This is a genomic window from Pseudomonas sp. DCB_BI (genome assembly GCF_026240995.1).
Classification (GTDB): Bacteria; Pseudomonadota; Gammaproteobacteria; order Pseudomonadales; family Pseudomonadaceae; genus Aquipseudomonas.
In genome coordinates this window covers 18,059-40,154 of sequence record NZ_JAPFCG010000007.1, presented here as the reverse complement: position 1 = coordinate 40,154, position 22,096 = coordinate 18,059, and the positions used below count along the sequence as shown (strand labels likewise).

At 63.7% G+C, this 22,096-nt stretch carries 18 protein-coding genes; 4 read left to right on the top strand and 14 right to left on the bottom strand.

The annotated features are described in order from the left end of the window. Positions 1–120: 120 nt before the first annotated feature. Positions 121–1,269 (bottom strand): branched-chain amino acid ABC transporter substrate-binding protein, encoded by a 1,149-nt coding sequence (locus OO258_RS09525; protein WP_266030030.1) that lies wholly within the window; start codon positions 1,267–1,269, stop codon positions 121–123. Positions 1,270–1,595: 326 nt separating this feature from the next. On the opposite strand from OO258_RS09525, the gene OO258_RS09520 reads away from it, so the two are divergent. After that, on the top strand, positions 1,596–2,321 hold the full coding sequence (locus OO258_RS09520) for a FadR/GntR family transcriptional regulator (RefSeq protein ID WP_110744229.1): 726 nt from the start codon (positions 1,596–1,598) through the stop codon (positions 2,319–2,321). Positions 2,322–2,395: 74 nt separating this feature from the next. On the opposite strand, the gene OO258_RS09515 is transcribed toward OO258_RS09520, so the two are convergent. The 9 genes from OO258_RS09515 to OO258_RS09475 form a co-directional block, all read right to left on the bottom strand. Then, on the bottom strand, positions 2,396–3,844 hold the full coding sequence (locus OO258_RS09515) for an NAD-dependent succinate-semialdehyde dehydrogenase (protein WP_266030026.1): 1,449 nt from the start codon (positions 3,842–3,844) through the stop codon (positions 2,396–2,398). A gap of 62 nt (positions 3,845–3,906) precedes the next feature. After that, the gene (locus OO258_RS09510; protein ID WP_266030025.1) at positions 3,907–5,592 is read right to left on the bottom strand and encodes a thiamine pyrophosphate-binding protein; all 1,686 of its coding nucleotides are present in this window, start codon (positions 5,590–5,592) and stop codon (positions 3,907–3,909) included. A 25-nt stretch (positions 5,593–5,617) separates the two neighbouring features. Beyond that, positions 5,618–6,814: an NAD(P)/FAD-dependent oxidoreductase gene (locus tag OO258_RS09505; RefSeq protein ID WP_266030024.1), complete on the bottom strand. Its 1,197-nt coding sequence runs from the start codon at positions 6,812–6,814 to the stop codon at positions 5,618–5,620. A 95-nt stretch (positions 6,815–6,909) separates the two neighbouring features. Beyond that, on the bottom strand, positions 6,910–7,722 hold the full coding sequence (locus OO258_RS09500; RefSeq protein WP_266030022.1) for an NAD-dependent epimerase/dehydratase family protein: 813 nt from the start codon (positions 7,720–7,722) through the stop codon (positions 6,910–6,912). Positions 7,723–7,748: 26 nt separating this feature from the next. Beyond that, positions 7,749–8,951: a pyridoxal phosphate-dependent aminotransferase gene (locus OO258_RS09495; RefSeq protein WP_266030020.1), complete on the bottom strand. Its 1,203-nt coding sequence runs from the start codon at positions 8,949–8,951 to the stop codon at positions 7,749–7,751. A 3-nt stretch (positions 8,952–8,954) separates the two neighbouring features. Beyond that, positions 8,955–10,619 carry a hydantoinase B/oxoprolinase family protein gene (locus tag OO258_RS09490; RefSeq protein WP_266030018.1) on the bottom strand — a complete coding sequence of 555 codons (1,665 nt, stop codon included), beginning with the start codon at positions 10,617–10,619 and terminating at the stop codon, positions 8,955–8,957. Positions 10,620–10,643: 24 nt separating this feature from the next. Continuing rightward, positions 10,644–12,719 (bottom strand): hydantoinase/oxoprolinase family protein, encoded by a 2,076-nt coding sequence (locus OO258_RS09485; RefSeq protein ID WP_266030016.1) that lies wholly within the window; start codon positions 12,717–12,719, stop codon positions 10,644–10,646. A 230-nt stretch (positions 12,720–12,949) separates the two neighbouring features. Continuing rightward, positions 12,950–13,705, bottom strand: a complete 756-nt coding sequence (locus OO258_RS09480; RefSeq protein ID WP_266030014.1) for an SDR family oxidoreductase — start codon at positions 13,703–13,705, stop codon at positions 12,950–12,952. Further along, on the bottom strand, positions 13,698–14,447 hold the full coding sequence (locus OO258_RS09475) for an SDR family NAD(P)-dependent oxidoreductase (protein WP_266030012.1): 750 nt from the start codon (positions 14,445–14,447) through the stop codon (positions 13,698–13,700). The genes OO258_RS09480 and OO258_RS09475 overlap by 8 nt, the downstream gene beginning before the upstream one ends. 84 nt (positions 14,448–14,531) lie before the next feature. Here OO258_RS09475 and OO258_RS09470 point away from each other — a divergent pair, with 84 nt between their 5' ends. Together OO258_RS09470 and OO258_RS09465 are read left to right on the top strand one after the other, a co-directional pair. Beyond that, positions 14,532–15,128: a TetR/AcrR family transcriptional regulator gene (locus OO258_RS09470; protein ID WP_266030010.1), complete on the top strand. Its 597-nt coding sequence runs from the start codon at positions 14,532–14,534 to the stop codon at positions 15,126–15,128. A 123-nt stretch (positions 15,129–15,251) separates the two neighbouring features. Then, entirely contained in the window at positions 15,252–16,157 is a 906-nt protein-coding gene (locus OO258_RS09465) for a LysR family transcriptional regulator (protein ID WP_266030008.1), read from the top strand. Positions 16,158–16,249: 92 nt separating this feature from the next. Here OO258_RS09465 and OO258_RS09460 read toward each other — a convergent pair whose 3' ends face one another. Then, positions 16,250–17,128 (bottom strand): DMT family transporter, encoded by an 879-nt coding sequence (locus OO258_RS09460; RefSeq protein ID WP_266030007.1) that lies wholly within the window; start codon positions 17,126–17,128, stop codon positions 16,250–16,252. A gap of 248 nt (positions 17,129–17,376) precedes the next feature. On the opposite strand from OO258_RS09460, the gene OO258_RS09455 reads away from it, so the two are divergent. Continuing rightward, entirely contained in the window at positions 17,377–18,201 is an 825-nt protein-coding gene (locus OO258_RS09455; RefSeq protein ID WP_266030004.1) for an aldo/keto reductase, read from the top strand. Positions 18,202–18,221: 20 nt separating this feature from the next. On the opposite strand, the gene OO258_RS09450 is transcribed toward OO258_RS09455, so the two are convergent. The 3 genes from OO258_RS09450 to catA form a co-directional block, all read right to left on the bottom strand. Continuing rightward, complete coding sequence (locus OO258_RS09450) at positions 18,222–20,318, bottom strand: putative bifunctional diguanylate cyclase/phosphodiesterase (protein WP_266030002.1); 2,097 nt, start codon at positions 20,316–20,318, stop codon at positions 18,222–18,224. A 162-nt stretch (positions 20,319–20,480) separates the two neighbouring features. Further along, a complete protein-coding gene (locus OO258_RS09445) occupies positions 20,481–20,975 on the bottom strand; it encodes a GNAT family N-acetyltransferase (RefSeq protein WP_266030001.1) in 495 nt (164 codons plus the stop codon). Between the two features lie 183 nt (positions 20,976–21,158). Then, positions 21,159–22,094, bottom strand: coding sequence for a catechol 1,2-dioxygenase (gene catA / locus OO258_RS09440; protein ID WP_266030000.1), 936 nt, complete (start codon positions 22,092–22,094; stop codon positions 21,159–21,161). Positions 22,095–22,096: the final 2 nt, after the last annotated feature.

The following is a 22,096-nucleotide window of genomic DNA, read 5'->3' as shown; positions in this document are numbered from 1 at the left end:
GAAGCTGCATTGATGTCGTCGCGCGGCAGCACACCGCCGCGCGACCGACAGGCCTGGCAGGTAGGAAATGTCTTCTTGTTATACGGCGGGCAGGCGCCCGCTTGTTATTGGCGGTACAGCTCAGTCACGCTCGACCGACAGGGTCTTCCAGCCGCCGTCAGCGAACTGGAATACGGTTGCCGCAGGGTTTTTGAGGTTGCCCTTGTCATCGAAGGCGATGGTGCCGGTGACGCCGTCATAGCTCTGGCTCTTGAGCACCGGCAGGTACACCTTGGGGTCGTCGGAGCCGGCTTTGACCATGGCATTGATCGCAGCCCAGGTCGCGTCGTAGGCTGCTGGTGACGACTGCACCACACCCACGCCGAACTTGTCCTTGAGCTTCTGCTCGAAGGCTGCCCCTTTGGGCATCTCCAGCAGCGGCATGCCGTAGTTCCAGGCATAGGTGCCCTCGGCAGCGCTGCCGGCCATCTGCTTGAACGAGTCGTTGGGCAGGTTGCCGATGTTCATGAAGCGCGCCTTCAGGCCCAGGTTCTTCATTTGCCTGGCCATGGGCGCAGCCTGGTAGTCGAGTGCGGCGAAGAACACCGCATCGGCCTTCTGCGCCTTGGCCGTGGTGAGAATGGCGTTGAAGTCGGTGGACTTGTCGTTGGTGTACTCGCGCACGACCACGTTGCCGCCCGCCGCCTTGACCGCTTTGGTTACCTCGTCGGCCAGGCCCTGGCCATAGGCGGTACGGTCATCGAAGATGGCGATGCGCTGGGCCTTGAGCTGACTGACCAGGTAGTTGCCGGCGTAGCGGCCAAGGGTCGCATCGTCGTTCACAGTACGGAACACCGAAGGAATCCCCTGCTGGGTCAAGGTGGGGTTGGTGGCCGACGGCGAGATTTGCGGGATGCCAGCGGCCGCGTAGATCTTCGAGGCGGGGATGCTGGTACCGGAGTTGTAATGCCCGATCACTACAGCCACTTTCGAGTCCACCAAGCGCTGCGCCACCGCAGTGCCGGTGCGCGGGTCGGCAACGTCGTCTTCGGAAACCAGCTTGAAGTTGGCAACCTTGTCACCAAGTTTCAGCTGCTGCTGGTTGGCCTCCTCAATGGCAATCTGAATCCCATGTTCGACGTCCTGTCCCTGGTGCGCCGAAGGGCCTGTCAGGGGGCCGGCGAAGCCGATCCTGACGGTTTCACTGTCTGCTGCGTTTGCCGTCCCCATGGCCATCAGCAATGTTACCGCGGTCGCGAGGGCTGCACGCCCTCCCTTGTTGTTATTCATGCTCAGCTCCCAGTAGTGATTGGACGAACCTCGACATCGCTTACCGCATGCGAATTGGCCGGAACGCCATCGCACTTGTAAGATAACAGTCAGCAGGCAACTGTCAATGGGTGTATGCTGAAGCCGTGGTCAAATATTTTTACCGGCACATGTGCAGGACGGTTCAAGGGGTAAGCCCGCTCCTACAGATCAGATGTTTGATAACATATGCCTACAACATCACCGCTGGTTGGCTACGGATCCCGCCGCAAGGGGCATCAGGGCTGCGCGCAACCTGCCGGAGAACCCACCGTGATGAGCCAACCAGTTTCAGGAGCAACTTTTCTATGAATGCGTCGTTAGGCACGCGCCGCGCCAACCTGGCGGAAACCGTAATCCAGGAACTTTCCAGCCGGATCGACAACGGCACCTACGGCCCGGGCGACAAGCTGCCGTCCGAACAGGAGCTGTGCAAGGAGTTCAACGTCAGCCGCCCGGTCATTCGTGAGGCGGTGGCCTCGCTGCGCCTGGGCGGGCGCCTTATCGCTCGCCAGGGCGTGGGTGTGTTCGTGGTCGAGCAGGATGTGAAACGCATCGGTTTTGCCATCGACAGCGTGGTTGATGACGTGCGCGCCGCCGCACAAATACTTGAACTGCGCCTGGGCATCGAAGCCGAATCGGTGGCCCGTGCCGCCGAGCGCCGCAGCCCGGCCAGCATGGCGGCGATTACCGAAGCATTCGACCGCTTCAACTCACTGGACGGCGCAACGCAGGAGGAAGAAGCCAAGGCCGACTTCGAATTCCACCTGGCGATTGCGCGCGCCACCAACAACCCCCACTTCACGCAACTGCTGGAAGCGCTTGGGCCGGACATCATCCTCGACCTCAACCTCAAGCATGGCCAGGTCACTGGCAAGAACCGCCAGGCACACATCAAGAAGATCGCCCGCGAGCACGGCGCGATCCTGTCGGCGATCAGCATGGGGGATGTCGCCAGTGCGCGCACGGCGCTGCGCAAGCACCTTGAAGAGAGCCTGTCGCGGTATCAGCGGTTGCTCGACAGCAAGGCCTGAGTGATAGACCGGTCTCTTTGCGGGCGAGCCCGCGAAGAGACCGGTGCAGGTCACATCAGGGGTTCAGCAGGGCCTCACAACCCCAGGCACACATACTTGATTTCAAGGTAATCCTCGATCCCGTAGCGCGCCCCTTCCCTGCCCAGCCCTGATGCCTTCACCCCGCCAAACGGGGCCACCTCGGTCGCCACCACGCCGACGTTGACCCCGACCATGCCGTACTCCAGCGCCTCGGATACTCGCCAGATCCGCCCGACATCCCGTGCATACAGGTAGCAGGCCAGCCCGAACTCGGTATCGTTGGCATGGGCAATAACCTCCTCTTCACTGCTGAAGCGGAAGATCGGCGCCACCGGGCCGAAGATTTCCTCGCGTGCCACGCGCATGTCCGGCGTCACATCGGCGAGCAAGGTCGGCTCGAAGAAGGCCTCGCCCAGCGCATGCCTGCGCCCACCGACCACCACCCGCGCGCCCGCCTCCACCGCGTCGCCCACCAGGCGCTCGACGCCACTGGCAGCACGCCCGTCGATCATCGGCCCTACCTGGGTGCCAGGCGCATCGCCCTGCCCCACCACCAGTTCGCGCACGCGCTCGGCAAAGCGCGCGACAAAGCGCTCATAGATACCTTCCTGGATGTAGAAACGGTTGGCGCAGACGCAGGTCTGGCCGCTGTTACGGAACTTGGCGATCAACGCGCCCTCCACGGCCTTTTCCAGGTCGGCATCGTCGAACACGATGAAAGGCGCATTGCCACCGAGCTCCATGGTCACTTTTTTCACCGTCGCCGCTGACTGTTGCAACAGCTGGATACCAATCGGCGTGGAGCCGGTGAACGACAACTTGCGCACCACCGGGCTGGCCGTCAGCTCACCGCCAATCGCCGCCGAATCGCCGGTTACCACGCTGAGCACGCCGGCAGGGATACCGGCGCGCTCAGCCAGCACACAGAGTGCCAACGCGCTGAAGGGGGTTTGCGAAGCAGGCTTGAGTACCAGCGTGCAGCCTGCGGCCAAGGCAGGCGCTGCCTTGCGGGTAATCATCGCCGCAGGGAAATTCCAGGGTGTGATCGCCGCGCACACTCCGATCGGCTCCTTGGTCACGATCAGCCGGCGATCAGCGCTCGGCGAAGGAATGACATCGCCGTAGATACGCTTGCCCTCCTCGGCGTAAAACTCCACATAGGCTGCCGCAAAGGCAATCTCGCCACGGGACTCGGCCAATGGCTTGCCCTGCTCGGCCGTCATGATGCGTGCCAGGTCTTCCTGATGGGTGAGGATTTCGCGGAACCACGCCTGCAGCCGGGCGGCGCGCTCCTTGGCGGTGAGGGCACGCCAGGCCGGCAAGGCGCGTTCGGCAGCGGCGATGGCGCGGCGGGTTTCATCGGCGCCCATGCGGGGTACATAGCCGATGACCTCGCCGCTGGCGGGGTTGGTCACCGCAATGCGCTGGCCACTGTCGGCAGCCAGCCATTTTCCGTCGATATAGCAAACTTCACGCAGCAGATCACGATCGGCAAGGTTCATGTCGATTGGCTCGTTCGAAGAAAGAAAAAGGTGGGGCCGGACCGCGCCCCACCTGAGGCGAATCAGCGCTGGGCCTGCAAGGCCTTGTCGCGGATCTGGCTGAGGGTCATGCGCGGCGTCAGGGCCTCGGGATCGACCTGGATCTCGATCAGCGCCGGCTTGCCCGAGGCCTGGCAGCGCTCGAAGGCGGCGGCGAAGTCTTCGGTGCGGGTAACCGTCTCACCGTGCAGCCCGTAGGCGCGTGCAAGTGCCGCGAAGTCCGGGTTGTGCAGTTCGGTGCCGGAAACCCGCCCTGGGTAGCTGCGCTCCTGGTGCATGCGGATGGTGCCGTACATGCCGTTGTTGACGACGATGGTGATCAGCCGAGCGTCGTAGTGCACCGCTGTGGCCAGCTCCTGGCCGTTCATCAGGAAGCAGCCGTCACCAGCGAAGGCCACCACGGTGCGTTGCGGGCAGGTCAGTTTGGCGGCCACCGCTGCGGGCACTCCATAGCCCATCGAGCCGTTGGTTGGGCCCAGCAGCGTACGGAACACCTGGTGCTGGTAACCACGGTGCACCCAGCCAGTGTAGTTGCCAGCCCCGCAGGTGAGAATGCTGTCGGCTGGCAGGGTTTTGTTCAGCCAAGCAATCACTTCGCTCATCTGCACGTCGCCCGGCGAACGCGGGTTTTCGAAGTTGCCCCGGTAGCCACTGTTGAGGCTGGCGACCCAGTCGGCGAACGCGTCCGGGCGCACCGGACCGAGGATATTGGCCTGACGCAGGAAGCTGCCCGGGCCTGCATTGATGCCCAGGGTCGGCTGGTAGACCCGGCCGATTTCCTCAGCGCTGGCATGCACGTGCACCAAGGCCTGCTTGGGTGTGGGGATGTCAACCAAGGCGTAGCCGCCGGTCGTCATCTCACCCAGCCGGGCACCGACCACGATCAGCAGGTCGGACTGCTTGACCGCCTCTACCAGCACTGGGCCGGCCGCCAGACCCAGGTCACCGGCGTAGTGCGAGTCGGTGTTGTCGAACAGATCCTGGCAACGGAATGAGGCCGCCAGCGGCAGGTTCTGGGTGTGCACGAACCGTTTCAGGTCGGCCACTGCCTCGGCCGTCCAGCCCCCGCCGCCAACCACCACCAAGGGCCGCTCGGCCTTGGCCAGCAACTGCTGCAGCTCCCCCAAGGCTTCCGGTGCCGGCGCTGCCTCGACGCGCTTGGCCGGGCGAGCATCGGCCACCTGCACCAGGTCAGTCAGCATGTCTTCCGGCAAGGCGATCACCACCGGGCCGGGGCGGCCACTGATGGCACGCTGGAAAGCCTGATTGACCAGTTCGGGGATGCGTGTGGCGTCGTCGATCTGCACCACCCACTTGGCCATCTGGCCGAACATGCGGCGGTAGTCCACCTCCTGGAAAGCCTCGCGCTCGATCTGGTCGCGAGCCACCTGGCCGATGAACAGCAGCATCGGCGTGGAGTCCTGGAACGCTGTGTGCACGCCCACCGAGGCGTTGGTCGCACCCGGGCCACGGGTGACGAAGCAGATACCCGGCTTGCCGGTCAGCTTGCCATAGGCCTCGGCCATGTAGGCGGCGCCACCTTCCTGGCGGCAGACGATCAGGTCGATTTCATCCTGTACGTCATGCAGCGCATCGAGCACCGCCAGGTAGCTTTCGCCAGGCACGCAGAAGGCGCGCTCGACACCATTCACGCGCAAGGCATCGACCAGCACCTGGCCGCCACTGCGCTTTACTTCGGAGTTGCTCATTGTTGTTCTCCCTCAGGCGCTGCGATCAGATGACCGAATCTTCCAGGAACGGCTTGTTGTCGATTACCCGCTGGTAGCTCAGCGCGCCCAGGTCGAGCGAGCGGTAGGCACCATAGGTGATCAGCTCGGACAGCCCGCGGCCGATGGCCGGTGCCTGCTGCAGGCCGTGGCCGCTGAAGCCGTTGCAGAACAGGAAATTGCCGACCTCGTTGTGCGGACCGACGATGGCATTGTGGTCGAGCACGCAGAAGTCGTAGTGCCCGGCCCAGTAGTTGACGACCTTGATGCCTTCGAATGCCGGCACGCGCTCGGCGAGGATCGGCCAGACTTCTTCGTCAAACTCGGCGTGCAGCACCTCGAAGTCCTCGAAGTCCACTTCCGGGTCGTTTTTTGGATAGGTGCCGCCCAGATAGAACTTGCCCTCCGGGCGGAAGAACACCCCGGTCGGGTCGATGGTCAGCGGCACGGTACCTTCCAGCGGCGTACGGCAATCGAACACGAACAGTGAACGACGGCGTGGCTCGACCGGAATGTCCAGGCCGGCCATGCGCGCGACCTGGGTGCCGCGGGTACCGGCACAGTTGACCAACAGGCCGCAGCCAATGCGCTCGCCGCTGGCCAGTTGCACGCCAGTGATGCGATCGCCTTCACGCTGGATACCGACCACTTGGTTCTCGATGTACTCGATACCCATCGAACGCGCCTTGCGACGGAAGCCGTTGAGCATGCCCAGGCTGTCGAACCAGCCTTCGCCGCTCTGGCCGTAGCTGGCGCCTGCGAGGCTGTCGATATTCACCCAGGGGAATTTGCGCTTGAGCTGTTCGGGGTCGAGCAGATGGACATCGGCGCCGTGGGATACCTGGGTATCGTGCAGGCGGCGAAGCACCTCATAACCCTTGTCGTCACCGAGGAACAGGTAGCCGTTTTCGTGAAAGGCCAGGTCCGGGCGATCGCCTTCCACTTCCATCACATCCGGGAAGCTGCGCACGAACTCGGCGCCGAATTTGGAGATTTCGATGTTGATCGGATTGGAGAACTGCTGGCGAATCGAACTGCTCGACAGTGCGGTGGCCGATTTGTTGTAGGTCCAGTCGCGCTCGATGACCAGTACCGAACCTTTGAAGTCCGGGTTGTTGGCCAGGAAGTAGGCGGTAGCGCTGCCGTTGACTGCGCCGCCGACGATCACCACATCATAATTCTGTTGTTTAGCGGTGGAAGCCATGGAGTGAGCTCTCTTCTGATGTTGCGCTGATCACACATGCAGATGGCCCTGTTCCGGCCCTCTCGCCGGCAAGCCAGCGAGAGGGCCGGAACAGGTCATTTCGGATCTTCGAAATGCCCGGCACCGGCGAAGTTGCCGCCGTGGTAGCGTGCGGCTGGCTCGTCAGGCTTGAGCGGCGGATGCTCGGCAAGCACCTTCTCGCGATAGTCATCGGCGCTGTCTTTCGGCACGTAGCCGATGGACGAGGCCAGACGGTTGTCCCACAGGCTTTCGCGGTTGTTCGACATGCCGTACACGATCATGTGGCCAACCCGCGGCGCCAGCAGTGAGCGCTCGGTGAGCTGGGCGAAGTCGTCGAACGACAGCCAGGTGGCGAGCATGCGCCGGTCCAGCGGCTCGGGGAACGACGAGCCGATGCGCAGGTTGACCGATTCGATGGCGAACTTGTCCCAGTAATAGCGGCCCAGGTCCTCGGCAAAACATTTGCTGAGGCCATAAAGACTGTCGGGGCGATGCGCGGCGGTAGCGTCAATGGTCTCGGTGCGATCGTAGAAGCCGATGGCGTGGTTGGAACTGGTGTACACCACGCGCTTGACGCCGTTGCGCCGGGCGGCTTCATAGATGTTGTAGGTGCCGACGATGTTGCCGTTGAGGATCTTGTCGAAGGTGTCCTCCACCGGCACGCCACCGGCATGCACGATGGCATCGACACCCTCGGTCAGCGGCAGCACGTCGTCGAAATTGCCCAGGTCGCAGCGCACCAGTTGTTCATGGGGCGCAGCATGGCCCAGGTCGGCGATGTCGGTCAGGCGCAGCTCGTCAGCGAATTGCGCCAGGTGCTTGCGCAGCACGCTACCCAGGCGCCCGGCGGCGCCGGTGATCAGCAGGCGTTTGAATGGCTTGCTCATGGTTTACCTCTGTGTAGATCGATTGATCAGACCAGCGCCGCAAACGCGTCGCGCAGCTGGCCCAGTGCCTGTTCCAGTTCCTGACGGGACGTGGCGAAAGACAGGCGGACATAAGGCTCCACGCCGAACGCCGAGCCTGGTACGGTCGCCACCTTGCCCACACGCAACAGGTACGCCGACAGCTCGGTATCGTTGCTGATCACGTGGCCGTCCGGGGTGCGCTTGCCGATGAAGGCGCTAACCTCGGGGAAGGCATAGAACGCACCCTGCGGCATCTGCAGCTTGAGGCCGGGGATCTGCGCCAGGCCGTCGACCACCAGGGCGCCACGCGCCTGGTACTCAAGGTTGGCGTCACGCACGAACGTCTGCGGGCCGTTCAGTGCCGCCACCGCAGCCAACTGCGAAATGCTCGACGGGCAGGTGGTGGTCTGCGATTGGGTCTTGTTCATGGCCACGATCAGGTCTTTGGAACCTGCCGCATAACCCAGACGGTAGCCGGTCATGGCGTAGGCCTTCGACACACCATTGATCAGCAAGGTGCGCTCGCGCAGTTGCGGGCACGCCGTGACGAACGACACGAAAGGCTGGTCGCCGAGCACGATGTGCTCATAGATTTCGTCCGAGATGATCAGCACCTTCGGGTGGCGCTCCAGCACCTTGCCCAGGGCGGCAAACTCCTCGCGGGTGAAGATCGCCCCACTCGGGTTGTTCGGCGAGTTGAGCATCACCCAGCGCGTACGCGGGGTGATCGCAGCCTCCAACTGCTGCGCAGTGACCTTGAAGCCCTGTTCGGCACCGCAAGGGATAACCACCGGGACACCGCCGTTGAGCATCGCCATGTCGGTGTACGAGACCCAGTAGGGTGCCGGGGTGATCACTTCGTCGCCTTCTTCCAGAGTGGCCAGGAAGGCGTTGAACAGCAATTGCTTGGCACCATTGCCCACACAGATTTCGTCCAGGCCATAGACCAGGTCGTTTTCCCGGGCGAACTTGTCGACGATAGCCTGGCGCAGCACTTCCAGGCCGTTGGGCCCGGTGTAGTGGTTGTTGCCGGCGAGCATCGCCTGATAGGCCGCCTCGATCACGTGGGCCGGCACGTTGTAGTCCGGCTCGCCCAGCGCGAGGTTGATGACCGGTTCGCCCTTGGCCAGCATCTGCTTGGCCAGCACCGACACGGCCATGCTCGGCGAGCTTTTAACCGCCTTGACGCGACTGCTTTGCACGTCCATCGCTCAACGCTCCTTGGCGGCTTCGAAGCCGTAGTCGTGACGCGCCTGGTCGGCGCTGATGTAGCCGAAGCGCAGGTCACGCTCGACTTGCTGGCGGTCGCGTAGACGGGGGTCGCCGTAGCCACCGCCGCCGGGCAGTCGCAATACCAGCCGACGGTCTGCCGGCACGAATTGCTGGCCCTTGCCGCGCAGCAGGGTGCCGTCATCCAGGCCGACGAAGCCCTCGGCGCCCTGCTGGCCACCCTCAAGGCCGCGAGCAGCATGCTGGATACGGTCGAACATGGCGCTGAAGCGGAAGCTGTAGCCCTCGGCCGCAGACACTTCGATTTCCTGGCCCAGACCGCCGCGCAGCTGGCCGGCACCGCCGGAGCCTTCACGCAGCTCCTTGCGCCACACCACCACGGGGCCAGCGTGCTCGGTAGCTTCCACCGGCATGGTGTGCACGCCACTGGGGAAGGCGGTGGCGCTGAGGCCATCCATCGCCGAACGGGCGCCCATGCCGCCACTGTTGAACATCAGCATCTCGGCGTTGCGGCCGTGCGGGTTGTTTTCCAGCGGGCGTACGCTCAAGTGCAGGTTCCACAGGGCACTGGCACCTTCGGCCGGCACCTTGCCCGGCAGACACTTGTGCAGCGCACCCAGCACCAGGTCGGGGACGAAGTGGCCGAGCACATGGCGCACCGACACTGGCGCCGGGTGCTTGGCATTGAGGATGCAACCCTCTGGTGCTGTGACTTCGAACGGCTCCAGTGACGCGCTGTTGTTAGGAATTTCAGGTGCGACGATGCACTTCAGGCCATAGCAGGCATAGGCCTTGGCGTAGCCCAGCGGCACGTTGATGCCAAACTGGCTCATGCCCGAGGTGCCGGTGAAGTCGCTTTTGATACCATCGGGACCGACCGTGATGGTGACCGCCAGGGTCACCGGCACGTCGTAGCCGTCAAGGGTCATGCTGTTGCTGTAGGTGCCATGCGGCAGCGACTTGAAGCACTCCAGCGTGGCGCGGCGGCTGTGCTCGAGGATGAAGCCGCCGATGTGCTCCAGGTCATCCAGCCTGAACTCTTCGAGCATGTCGAGCAGGCGCTTGTGGCCAGTCTCGTTGCACGCCGACAATGCGTAGAAGTCACCCACCACGCGATCGTTCTCGCGTACGTTGTTGCGCAGGATGTTGATCAGGTCACGGTTGACCTGGCCGCGCTCGAACAGCTTCATGATCGGGATGAACAGGCCTTCTTCGTACACCTCGCGAGCATCAGGACCAAAGCCGCGGCCGCCGATGTCGACCACATGCGCGGTGCTGGCGAAGTAGCCGATCAGCTTGCCCTTGTAGAAGGACGGGGAAACGATGGTGATGTCGTGCAGGTGACCGGTACCCTTCCACGGGTCGTTGGTCACGTATACATCACCTTCGAAGATGTTGTTTTCACCGATGTCGTTGATGAAGTGCACCACCGCCTCGGCCATGGTGTTGACATGGCCAGGGGTGCCAGTGACGGCCTGGGCGAGCATGTTGCCAGCCCGGTCGAAGACGCCGGCCGACAGGTCGCCGGCCTCGCGCACACTGGTGGAAAACGCCGTGCGGATCAGGGTCAGGGCCTGTTCTTCGACCACCGAGACCAGGCGGTTCCACATCACCTGCATTTGAATGTCGATCAAAGTATCGCTCATGGTTCTGGCTTCCGGATTCAGGCGTTAGCGGCGCACGACCAGCAGGCAGCCGTCTGGCTGGACCGTGGCGGTGAAGTTGGAGGTGACGAAAGTCGAGGTCTCGCGCTCGACGATGATCGCCGGGCCTTCGACGCGGGCACCTACCTGCAGCTCTTCGCGCGGGTGGATGCCAGCCTCGACGAACCCACCGGCAGCCACGTCGAATACCTGGCGACGGGCAACTTCGTGAGCGCGATAGGCGGCGCCCACTTCGTCGATCTGCTGTACCGGCGGTAGCGGCGAACTGGCCTTGACCGACCAGCTGACGATTTCGATATCCGGGCCTTCGATGGGGCGGCCAAAGAAGCGGGTGTAGGCCTCTTCGAAGCGAGCCTTGAACTCCACCGTATCGGCGGCACTGAAAGCCTTGAATGGCAAGGCCACCGGAATTTCCCAACCCTGGCCGACATAGCGCATGAACGCCGTGCATTCCATTTCCGGCTCACCGACCGGCATGCCCTGGCGCAGGAAGCCCAGCGACTCGGCCTTCATTTCTTCGATCAGCGCATTGACCACTGCTGCATCGAACTCGGACAAGCGCACGAAGGCGCTGCGCACGGCTTCGTAGCCGAACGGCGCACGCAGGAAGCCGATGGCCGAGCCCACGCCCGCACCAGCCGGCACGATAAAGCGCGACACGTCCATCTTCTCGCACAGCCGAGCGGCATGCAGCGGGCCGCCGCCACCGAAGGTGATCATGGTGTAGTCGGCGATGTCCTTGCCGCTTTCCACCGCATGTACGCGGCCGGCGTTGGCCATGTTCTCGTCGACCACCTCGCACACGCCAAACGCAGCGGTATCGGCCTGCATGCCCAGCGGCTGGCCGATGACCCGGGCCATGGCGTTGGCGGCGCTGTCAGCGGACAGGCGCAAGGCGCCACCGGCGAAGTTATCGGCATCCAGGCGGCCAAGCAGCAGGTTGGCGTCGGTAATGGTGGGCTCCAGACCGCCACGCCCGTAGCAGGCCGGGCCTGGCTCGGACGCCGCGCTGTGCGGGCCAACGCGGATCTGGCGCATGCTGTCGATGCTGGCGATGGAGCCGCCGCCTGCGCCGATTTCGACCATTTCCACCACTGGGATGGAAATCGGCATGCCGCTGCCTTTCTTGAAGCGATAGGTGCGCGCTACCTCAAAGGTCTTTGCGGTTTTCGGCACCTGGTCTTCGATCAGGCAGATTTTTGCCGTGGTACCGCCCATGTCGAACGACAGCACGTTTTCCAGCTGGTAACGGCGAGCAATGTCAGCGGCGAATATCGCACCACCGGCCGGGCCGGATTCAACCAGCCGTACCGGGAACTCGGCGGCACTCTGCACGGAGATGATGCCGCCACCGGAATGGATCATGAACACCGGACAGTGGGCGCCCGCTTCCTTGAGGGTGACCACCAGACGGTCCAGGTAGGACTTGATCAGCGGCTTGACATAGGCGTTGGCGCATACGGTGTTGAAGCGTTCGAATTCACGCATCTGCGGCGAGACTTCGCTGGAGATGGAGATCGACAACTGCGGCAGGCGCGCTTGCAGGGCATCGCGCAACTGGCGCTCGTGGGCGCCATTGACATAGCTGTGGATGAAGCCGATGGCCACGCTCTGGTAGTTGCCTTCGGCGATGCGCTCGACCAGCGCCTCAATGTCGGCCTGCACCGGGGCGATCAGCACCTTGCCCTTGACGTCCAGGCGCTCGCGCAGGGTATAGCGGTGTTCGCGATCAATCAGCGGCGGTGGCAGGACGATGTTGATGTCGTACTGCTCAAAGCGGTTTTCAGTGCGCATTTCCAGGGTGTCCCGGAAGCCTTCAGTGGTGATGAAGGCTGTGCGGGCGCCACGGCGCTCGATCAGCGCGTTGGTGGCCAGGGTGGTGCCATGGATCAATTGATCGATGTCCGACAGCGCCAGGCCCGCCTGCTCCACCACCTGGCGTACGCCGGTGAGGATGGCCCGCTCGGGGAGCTCGTAGTCGGTCAGGATCTTGGTCGAATGCAGCACGCCGTTCACATCCAGCGCGATATCGGTGAAGGTGCCGCCTATGTCCACGCCGACCCGGCATGATGTCGCAGTCATCGTCATATCCCCTGCAATGCTCTGTAGTTGTCTCGACCGGTTAAGGCGGTCTTCATGTAAGTTATATGTTGTCTTACAGGTGGTCAAGCACCTATTTGCTGAAATCTGTTGTGTTGGCACCGACCTCTTCGCCGATGGACCCACGCTTACAGGCTCGCCGCAAACCCTGAGGGCAGCGCCCTGAGCTGCGGGGTCGGGCGCACCCGCGTAGAGGCCAGTGCCACCACCCCTCAATCTGCCGTCTTGACCATTCTCCCCCCGCCCACCGCCTGCGCTGTGGGGAACACTTCCATCCGGGACACATCCACTTGCCGCGGCATCTTCAGCGCAGCCAGCAAAAGCTCGGCAATGTCTTCCGGCTGAATCGACTCATACCCGTCATACAGTTCGCTACCTGCCGCCTGCATGCCCATGGCGGTTTTGTACAACTGAGTCTGCACCCGGCCCGGGGCAATCTCGGTCACTCGCACCCCGCTGCCCAGCAGATCACAGCGCAAGGCATCGCAGAACAGGCTCACCCCGGCCTTGGACGCCCCATACACCGCCGCTCCCGGATGCGCTGCGCGGCCGGCACTCGACCCAATGAAGAACAGATGCCCCCTACCCCGCCCGACCATGCCGGGCAACACCTGGCGCGCCAGGTGCAGCGGCGCCTTGAGGTTGATATCGAGCATGTTGTCGATCTCGGCTTCGTCCATGTCCTGGAACGCCGCACGGGTAGACAGAATGCCCGCGTTGTTGACCAGTACATCTAGTGCCTGCCCTTCCAGTGCGGCCGTCAGCGAACGGTAGTCGCGCACATCCGCCTGCAAGGTACTCACCCCGGGCTCGCCGGCAAGCTCTGCCAGCGCCTCAGGGCTGCGGCCCACGGCGATCACCTGCAAACCAGCGTCACGTAGCGCCAGCACGATGGCCCTGCCGATACCGCTGGTGGCCCCGGTTACCAGCGCGCGCTGGTAGCCCTTGGGGAATGCGACTTCAGGCATAGATGTAACCCCCGCTGACAATCACGTTTTCGCCGGTGGCGTAGCTGTTGCGGCTGCTGCCCATCATCACGATCCATTCAGCAATTTCTGCGGGTTCTGCGGCGCGGCCCAGCGGGTTGGCCGCTGCCAGTTCACCAAGGAAGCCCAGCTGCCTAGCGCGCTCGGTGGCGAAACCGGCCGGGGCCACCGAGTTGACCAGGATCTGGTCCTTGGCGCAGGCCTGGGCAAAGGATTTGGTCAGGCTCACCACCGCTGCCTTGGTCGCCGCGTAATGGGCGTTTTGCGGGTGGGCCTTGAAGGCATCGACCGAAGTGACGTTGACGATACGCCCCGTAACCGCCGGGGCCGCCACGTACTGCTGCATGTGGCGCACCGCAGCGACCATCATGTGGTAGGTGCCCTTGATGTTGACGGCGTTTTCCAGGTCCCACTCATCGTCGGTGATCTCGAAGATGTCCTGGCGCGGGTAGATTGCCGCGCTGTTGACCAAACAATGCACCCGCCCCAGGCCCTCGACAATCTGGCCAAAAGCAGCGTGGGCGGTATCCTTGCGGGCAATATCACCCACCGCGATCGCCACCTGTACACCTTGCCCGCGCAGCTCTTCTGCAGCTTGTACCAGCAATTGCTCATTCCGGTCGATCAGGCCGATCTTGTCGGCGCCACGCTTGACCATCAGCCGGGCTGTTTCCAGGCCTAGACCCGCGGCACCACCTACAATCACCACCGTTTGCTTGTCCACGAAACACCTCCACGATTGAGTCTTTACGTAAGATGCCTGTTGTCTTACATTTGGTCAAACATCAATTCGCCGACAGGTGCCGCCATGCCCGCTTACAGCCGCTCGTCCGTACCCGCCCCGCATGCCCGGGACCGCCTGCTGGATGCGGCCAGCGCGCTGTTCGCCAACCACGGCTACCAGGCCATCGGCTTGCGCGACCTGGCCAGCCACCTGGGCTTGCGGGCGGGGTCGCTGTATCACCATATCGAAAGCAAGCAGGGACTGCTGTTCGAGCTGATCGAATCGAGCCTGATCGATCTGCTGTATGAAACCCGACAATGCCTCAGAGGCGCCCGTACCAACAGTGAACGCTTACCGTGCTTCGTCCGGGCATTCGTCGCGTACAGCCAGGCCAACCCTGACAAACTGGTGCTTTTGACCCGCGAGGCAATGAACCTCAGCGAAGAGCAGTTGTTGCAGGTCGAACAGCTGAAGGCGGAGTACAGCGGGCTGCTGAGTGACATCGTTGCTGCCGAATGCGGGCTTTCGGCATCGCGGGCGCGTTCGATTGCCCACGCGGTACTGGGATTGTTGTGCGGCCAGGCGCAATGGGGAACTTTGCTGAACGCCCGGGAGCAGTTGGTGACCTTCGTCCAGGGCATTGTCGGCACCGGCAAGCCCCCACAACTGATTGTGCGTTAAGGCGCTGCTGCAGGTTGTGGGGCCGGGCTTGCCCGCGAACGGGCCGGCACATCGGTACAAGGCAACCAGGCCACCGGCATGCTTCAATACACCGCCCCCCTTCACTCCGGAACCTGAGCCCTCATGAACCGCAACGACCTGCGCCGCGTCGACATGAACCTGCTGGTGCTGTTCGAAGCCCTGATGATCGAACGCAACCTGACCCGCGTCGGCGAAAAGCTGTTCATCACCCAGTCCACCGTCAGCGCCGCCCTCGCCCGCCTGCGCGAGCTGTTCGACGACCCGCTGCTGATCCGTAGCGGCCGGGCCATGGAGCCCACGCCGAGGGCCATGCAGATCTTCGCCGAGCTGGGCCCGGCCATGGATGTGATTTCCGCGGCCATCAGCCGCGCCCGCGAGTTCGACCCGGCCAACAGCTGCAACGTGTTCCGCCTGGGCCTGTCGGACGACGCCGAGTTCGGTCTGTTCCCGGCCCTGCTGCAAGCCCTGCGCGAAGAGGCCCCGGACATCAGCGTGGTGGTCCGGCGGGCCAACTTCCTGCTGATGCCGGGCCTGCTGGCCAGTGGCGAGATCTCGGTGGGCGTGAGCTATACCACCGACCTGCCAGCCACCGCCAAACGCCGCAAGCTGCGGGATATCGGGGTACGGGTGCTGCGCGCCGACGACCGCCCGGGGCCGCTGACCCTCGACGAATACTGCGCGCGCCCGCATGTAATGGTGTCGTTTTCCGGTGACATGAGCGGCAACATCGACCTCGACCTGGCGCGCATCGGCCGTTGCCGCAAGGTAGTACTGGCCGTACCGCAGTTCGGCAGCCTGCGCGCCCTGCTGCGCAACACCGAACTGATCGCCACGGTGCCGGACTACGCCGCCTGCGCGCTGGCCGACGACGGTAGCCTGCGTGCCGACCCGGCGCCGTTCGAGATCACCGAGGCCGAACTGTCGATGGTGTGGAGCGGCGCACAGGACAACGACCCGGCCGAGCGTTGGCTGCGCGAACGCATCCTGCAATTCATGGCCACACAGTGAAGCAGCGACCTCATCGATAGCCGCAATTGACGACTCGTTACTGGCTGCTACTCAGGGGGCAAGCATGGCACTGACTGGGCCGGTGCAGGTTTCTACTTGCCCCGCTGCATCCACGCCGCCCCCAACCCACTGAGGCATATCACCGAGATGCCCACCAGGCTCAGGGTATCCGGGACCTGGCTATACACCACGAGCCCAAGCAACCCGGCGAACACGATCTGGCAATAGCTGAAAGGCGCCAGCAACGCCGGTGCAGCGTGGCGGAAGGCCTGGGTCAGCAGCAGGTGCGCGGTCATGCCAAAGCCGCCCAGCGCCAGCATCAGCAGCGCATGGTCCCAACGCGGTACCTCCCAGAAGAACGGCACCAGCGCACTCATCGCCAATGTGTTGCACAGCCCCGCATAAAAGTTACTGGTGGTCGGACTGTCATGCGCAGCGAGTATGCGCGTCAGCAACTGATAGAAGCAGAAGCCCAATGCTGAACCGAACGGGTACAGGATCGCCGGGGTGAACATTGCCCCGCCCGGGTGCACCACCACCAGGACGCCGATGAAGCCCAGCACCACTGCCACCCACTGCCCCACCGTCACCCGCTCCTTCAACAGCGGCGCCGACAGCGCGGTGACCAGCACCGGGGCAAGGAAGTTGACTGCGGTGGCCTCGGCCAACGGCAAGTATTGCAAGCCGGTGGTGAACAGCAGGCTGGTGCTCAGCAGGCTCAGAGCGCGCAAGGTTTGCAACAGCGGGCGGCGGGTACGCAGTACGTTGAGGCCGGCCTTGGGCAGGAAAATGCCGGCCATCAGCAGGGTATGCACCACATAACGCGCCCACACCACCATGACAATCGGGTACAGGCCGCCAAGGAACTTGGACAAGGCATCGTGGCTGGCGAACAGGAACGTCGCCACCACCACCAGGGCGATGCCGCGCAGGGGTTGGTTGACGCCGGACAGCGGTGTGCTGGAACTCATGGCTCTCTCGATGACGGCGCGGCCCGATGCCGCGCCCAGGAAAGGCCGCACAGGCATACGCCTGGCGGGTGCAACAGCTCGAATTCTAGAAGAGATGCAGCAAGATAAGGAAGTTGATTCACCGTTTGTCCAGCACGGGGGCAATTTGTGTTCGCTGATCGACCACTTTATGCCCCGCAAGCATGGCCCGGGAGCTGCTGATCACCGACCATCGAACATGACCCCTGCCCACCCTACAAGGAATTTACATGCAAAGGCTCACTACCCGTAACGGCCTGGACCTCCCCGCAATCGGCCTGGGCACCTGGCCGATGACTGGCAGCGAGTGCACGGCCGCCGTGCACCAAGCCCTGGACGTGGGTTACCGGCACATCGACACCGCCACCGCCTACAACAACGAGGCGGCTGTCGGCCAGGCGCTGCGCGACAGCGATGTGCCTCGCGAGCACATCCACCTCACCACCAAGGTCTGGTGGGACCGCCTTGAGCCAAAAGCCATGCGCCAGTCGCTGGAAGACAGCCTGCGCGCCCTGGGGACCGAACAGGTCGACCTGTTCCACATCCACTGGCCCGGCAAGGACTGGGACCTGGCCCGCAGTATCGACACGTTGGTGGCCTTGCGTGACGAGGGCAAAGCGCGCCATATCGGCGTGGCCAACTTCCCGCTGGGGCTGCTGCGCCAGGTGATCGAGACCCTGGGCGCGCCGTTGTCGGCTATCCAGGTGGAATACCACGTGCTGCTTGGCCAGCAACCGCTGCTCGACTACGCCCGCAGCCACGACCTGCTGCTGACCGCCTACACCCCACTGGCCCGCGGCCAGGCAGCGGCGCAGCCGGTCATTCAGGAAATCGCCCGCAAGCACGGCGTGCTGCCCAGCCAGGTGGCGCTGAAGTGGCTGCTGGACCAGGACGGCGTGGCAGCGATACCCAAGGCCAGCAGCCGGGAAAACCAGCTGGCCAACCTGGCAGCATTGAACGTGCGGCTGGATGATGAAGACCGCGCAGCCATTGCCGGGCTGCCGAAGGACCAGCGCGTGGTCAGCCCGGCGTTTGCGCCAGACTGGAATAGCTGAGTTGCGCGCAGAACGGCCCTTCAAACCCGGGTAATGATCTGCTTCAAACGCTCGCTGGCCGGCGCCGGCCGCCCGTACAGGTAGCCCTGGAAGTGCGAACAGCCCTCCGCGGCCAGCCGGCGCATCTGCTCCTCCGACTCCACGCCCTCGGCGGTGGTCTTGATCATCAGGCTGTTGGACAAATCGGTGATCGCACGGATGATCGACATCGCCTCGCGGCTGTCGCACATGTCGTGCACGAACGACTTGTCGATCTTGATCCGGTCGAACGGGAACGACCGCAGGTAGCCCAGCGACGAATAGCCGGTGCCAAAGTCGTCCAGCGAAATCGACACACCCAGGTCTTTTAGCGCGCGCAAGGTGCGCACATTGTCTTCGCTGTTGCCCAGCAGCACTGATTCGGTAATCTCCAGTTCCAGCCGCTGCGGCGCCAGGCCAGAGTCGGCCAGCGCCAGGGCGACGATGTGCACCAGGTTGCCCTTCTTGAACTGCACCGCCGACAGGTTGACCGAAACGGTCTGCTCACTGTCCCAACTGGCCGCCTCCTGGCAGGCCAGGTTCAGCGCGCGGGTACCGAGTTCGTGGATCAGGCCGGTTTCTTCGGCGATGGGGATGAAGTCCATCGGCATGACCATGCCGCGGGTCGGGTGCTCCCAGCGCAACAGCGCCTCATAACCGGTGACGCTGCTGGTCTGATGGTCGACCACCGGCTGGTAGTGCAGTTGCAACTGGCCCAGGTGCAGCGCCGTGCGCAGGTCGGTTTCCACCAGACGCCGCTGGCGGGCGGCAACGTCCAGTTCGACGTCGAAGCACTCGTAGCGGTTGCGGCCGTTGCGCTTGGCTTCGTACAGCGCCATGTCGGCATAGCTCAGCAGTTGCTCGGCCTGGTCGTTGTCATCCGGGGCGATGGCAATGCCGATACTTACCCCCACGCTGAACTGGTGCCCTTCTATCTGGAACGGCGGGTAAATGGCATTGATCAGTCGCTGTGCGGTATTGCAGGCCGCCTCGCGGCTTTCCAGGCCGGTGAGCACCACGGCGAACTCGTCGCCGCCCAGCCGGGCCAGGGTGTCGTGTTCACGCAGTTCGCGGCGCAGGCGCTTGCCAAGGGCGCGCAGCAGCTTGTCGCCAAAGGCATGGCCCAACGAGTCGTTGATGTTCTTGAAATTGTCCAGGTCCAGGCACAAGGCCGCGCTCAGCTTGTCCTGCTCGCTGCCGCGCACCAAGGCCTGGCGCAGGCGTTCGTTGAACAGCGTGCGGTTGGGCAGCCCGGTGAGCGCATCGTGGTGCGCCATGTGGTGGATCTGCGCGTGGGCGGCCAATTCTTCGGTGGCGTCCTCGGCCACGAACAGCACGTAGTCGGCCTGGCCCTCGCGGTTCTGGCTGAGCAAGGTACGGCTGCGCAGGGTGCGCGGGCCACGGGCGGTATCGACGCAGGTTTCGGCGGCATGGCCCTTGGTGCTGCGGGCACCGCGCACCAGTTGCTGCTGCAGGAAGTCGGCCGCCGCCGGTGCCAGGCAGTCGCTGGGCAGCTGGCCGATCATGCTGTGCTGCGGCCCGCCGAACAGGCGCTCGGCCTGCTGGTTGGCCAACAGGATCCGCTGGCTTTCCAGGTCCTGGACGATGACGCTGGCGGGGATGTTGGCAATCACCGAATCAAGAAACTGTGACAACTTGGCCATTTCCTGGCTGTACTGCTCGGCCAGCTCCTTGGCCCGCAGCAGTTCCTGTTCCTGCTGGTAGCGTTCGGAAATGTCACGGGTGACCTTGGCAAAACCCACCAGGTGCCCGGCATCGTCGTACACGGCGTCGATCACCACATGGGCATGGAAAGCTGAACCGTCCTTGCGCAGCCGTGAGCCGATTTCCTCGAAGCGGCCGGTGTTGCGCGCCTGCTCCAGGTTGAGCGCAGGCAACCCGGCAGCACGTTCGGCATCGCTGTAGAACAGCGAATAGTGCTGGCCGACGATTTCTTCGGCCTTGTAGCCCTTGGCGCGCTGCGCACCAGGGTTCCAGTTGGCAACGATACCTTCGGGCGTGAGCAGGTAGATGGCATAGTCCACCACACTCTGGATCAACAGCCGGTACATGATGTCGGGGCTGGCAACTAGCGACATGAACTTTACCTGAGCCTTTGCAGGGCATGAAAAGAGACCGGCAAGCGAGTGCCGGGCTTGAGTGAGCATTGATGGCATTATGCCGCCCATGACAATTTTGTGAAGTGGCTCACAAAAATGTCGCCATCCCTTCATCAAGGACGAACCAAGGCGAGGAACACCTCAGTGGCGAGCGCCGGTCACCAGGAAATTGAGCAAATCAGGATCATCATCCACGGCGATGGCGTGCGTCGGGCGGGACAGGTTGGCCAGCACGGCCTTGCAGAAGGCTACCGCGGGCGGGTCTTGCGCGTAGCAACGCAGCAGCCAGTCGCCTTCGCCACCCAGCAGCTGTAATGCCACTGCCTGGCCGATGCCCTGGCGGCGGTACTTCTTCAGGATGAACAGGTCGGCCAGTTCCAGCGCATCGATGCCCGGCAGTTCGCTGCGCTCGACCAGCACGAAGCCGGCAATGAAGCCGTCCGCCAACACCAGGCAGGCGCGCCAGCCGTCATCCTGCCAATAGCGCTGCAGGTGCTCGTCGTGGATGTAGAAGCGGCCGTCCACCTCGACATCTTCCTGTTCCCAGTCGGAGGACTCATAGGCATAAAACTGGTACAGGTTGCGGATCAGCGGGGCCTGGTCCGCGGTGGTTGGCAGCAGCGCGATGGGCAGCATGGTGCGGGGCTCGGTTAAATTGCCGATTCTAGATCACCCGCCTGCGGCAGTAAAAAGCCCGGGCCCTCCCCGCACGGAAAGGCCCAGGCAAGAAACACAGCAGATGATGGCTAGAGGTCCGCGGGGCGTGGGCGTTGTGCAGACCTTAGGGTCGCGGCCTTGGGGCAGACCTCAAGCCGACACTCAGCCCGCCTGCAACGCCCGCGGACGATGACTGCGCGCCTCGGCCTCTGGCGCCTTGGCCGCCTGCAGGTGGAAGTCGAACGCCAGCTCGGCAAAGCGCTCGCCTTGCACGCCGCGGTCATGCGCCGCCGCCGCATCCTCGACAAAGTGCAGGTCGCCGATCAGCCCGTCACGGGTGGCGTAGGCAAAGTCATCCCACAGGTACTGGTCACCGGCGAAGTTGATCTGCGTGGTCAGGTGCCGGTGCCCCGGTGCCGAGATGAAGAAGTGCACATGCGCCGGGCGCTGGCCGTGGCGGCCGAGCAGGTCGAGGCATTCCTGGGTCGGCCCCTGCGGGTCGCAGCCGTAACCCGACGGCACGATCGAACGCGCACGGTAGCGGCCCTCGGAATCGGTGATGATACGGCGGCGCAGGTTGTACTCGGACTGGCTCGAGTCGAAGTACGAATAGGTGCCTTGGGTATTGGCGTGCCACAGGTCGACAGTAGCGCCGGCCAGCGGCTTGCCTTCGGCATCGAATACCTGGCCTTGAAGGAACATCACCACGCCAGGGTCGGTGCCATCGTCCATGCGCGCTTCACCTTGCGCCAGCGGAGCGCCGGCAACATAAAGCGGGCCTTCGATGGTGCGCGGGGTGCCACCGGCCAAGCCGGCTTCGGCGTCCTTGGCGTCCTGCAACAGGTCGAGGAAGTGCTCGATGCCAAGGCCGGCAGCCAGCAAGCCGGCCTCGTTGCGGCCGCCCAGGCGGTTGAGGTAGTCAATGGCGTGCCAGAACTCGTCCTCGGTGACTTCCAGGTCTTCGACCAGGCGTGCGGTGTCTTGCAGCACGCGGCGGATGATCTGCTTGAAGCGCGGGTTGCCCTCGGCATGGTCCAGGCCAGCGACTTGGTTGAAGAAGGCTTGAATGTCGGCAGTGTGGGAAATTTTCACGGTCATCG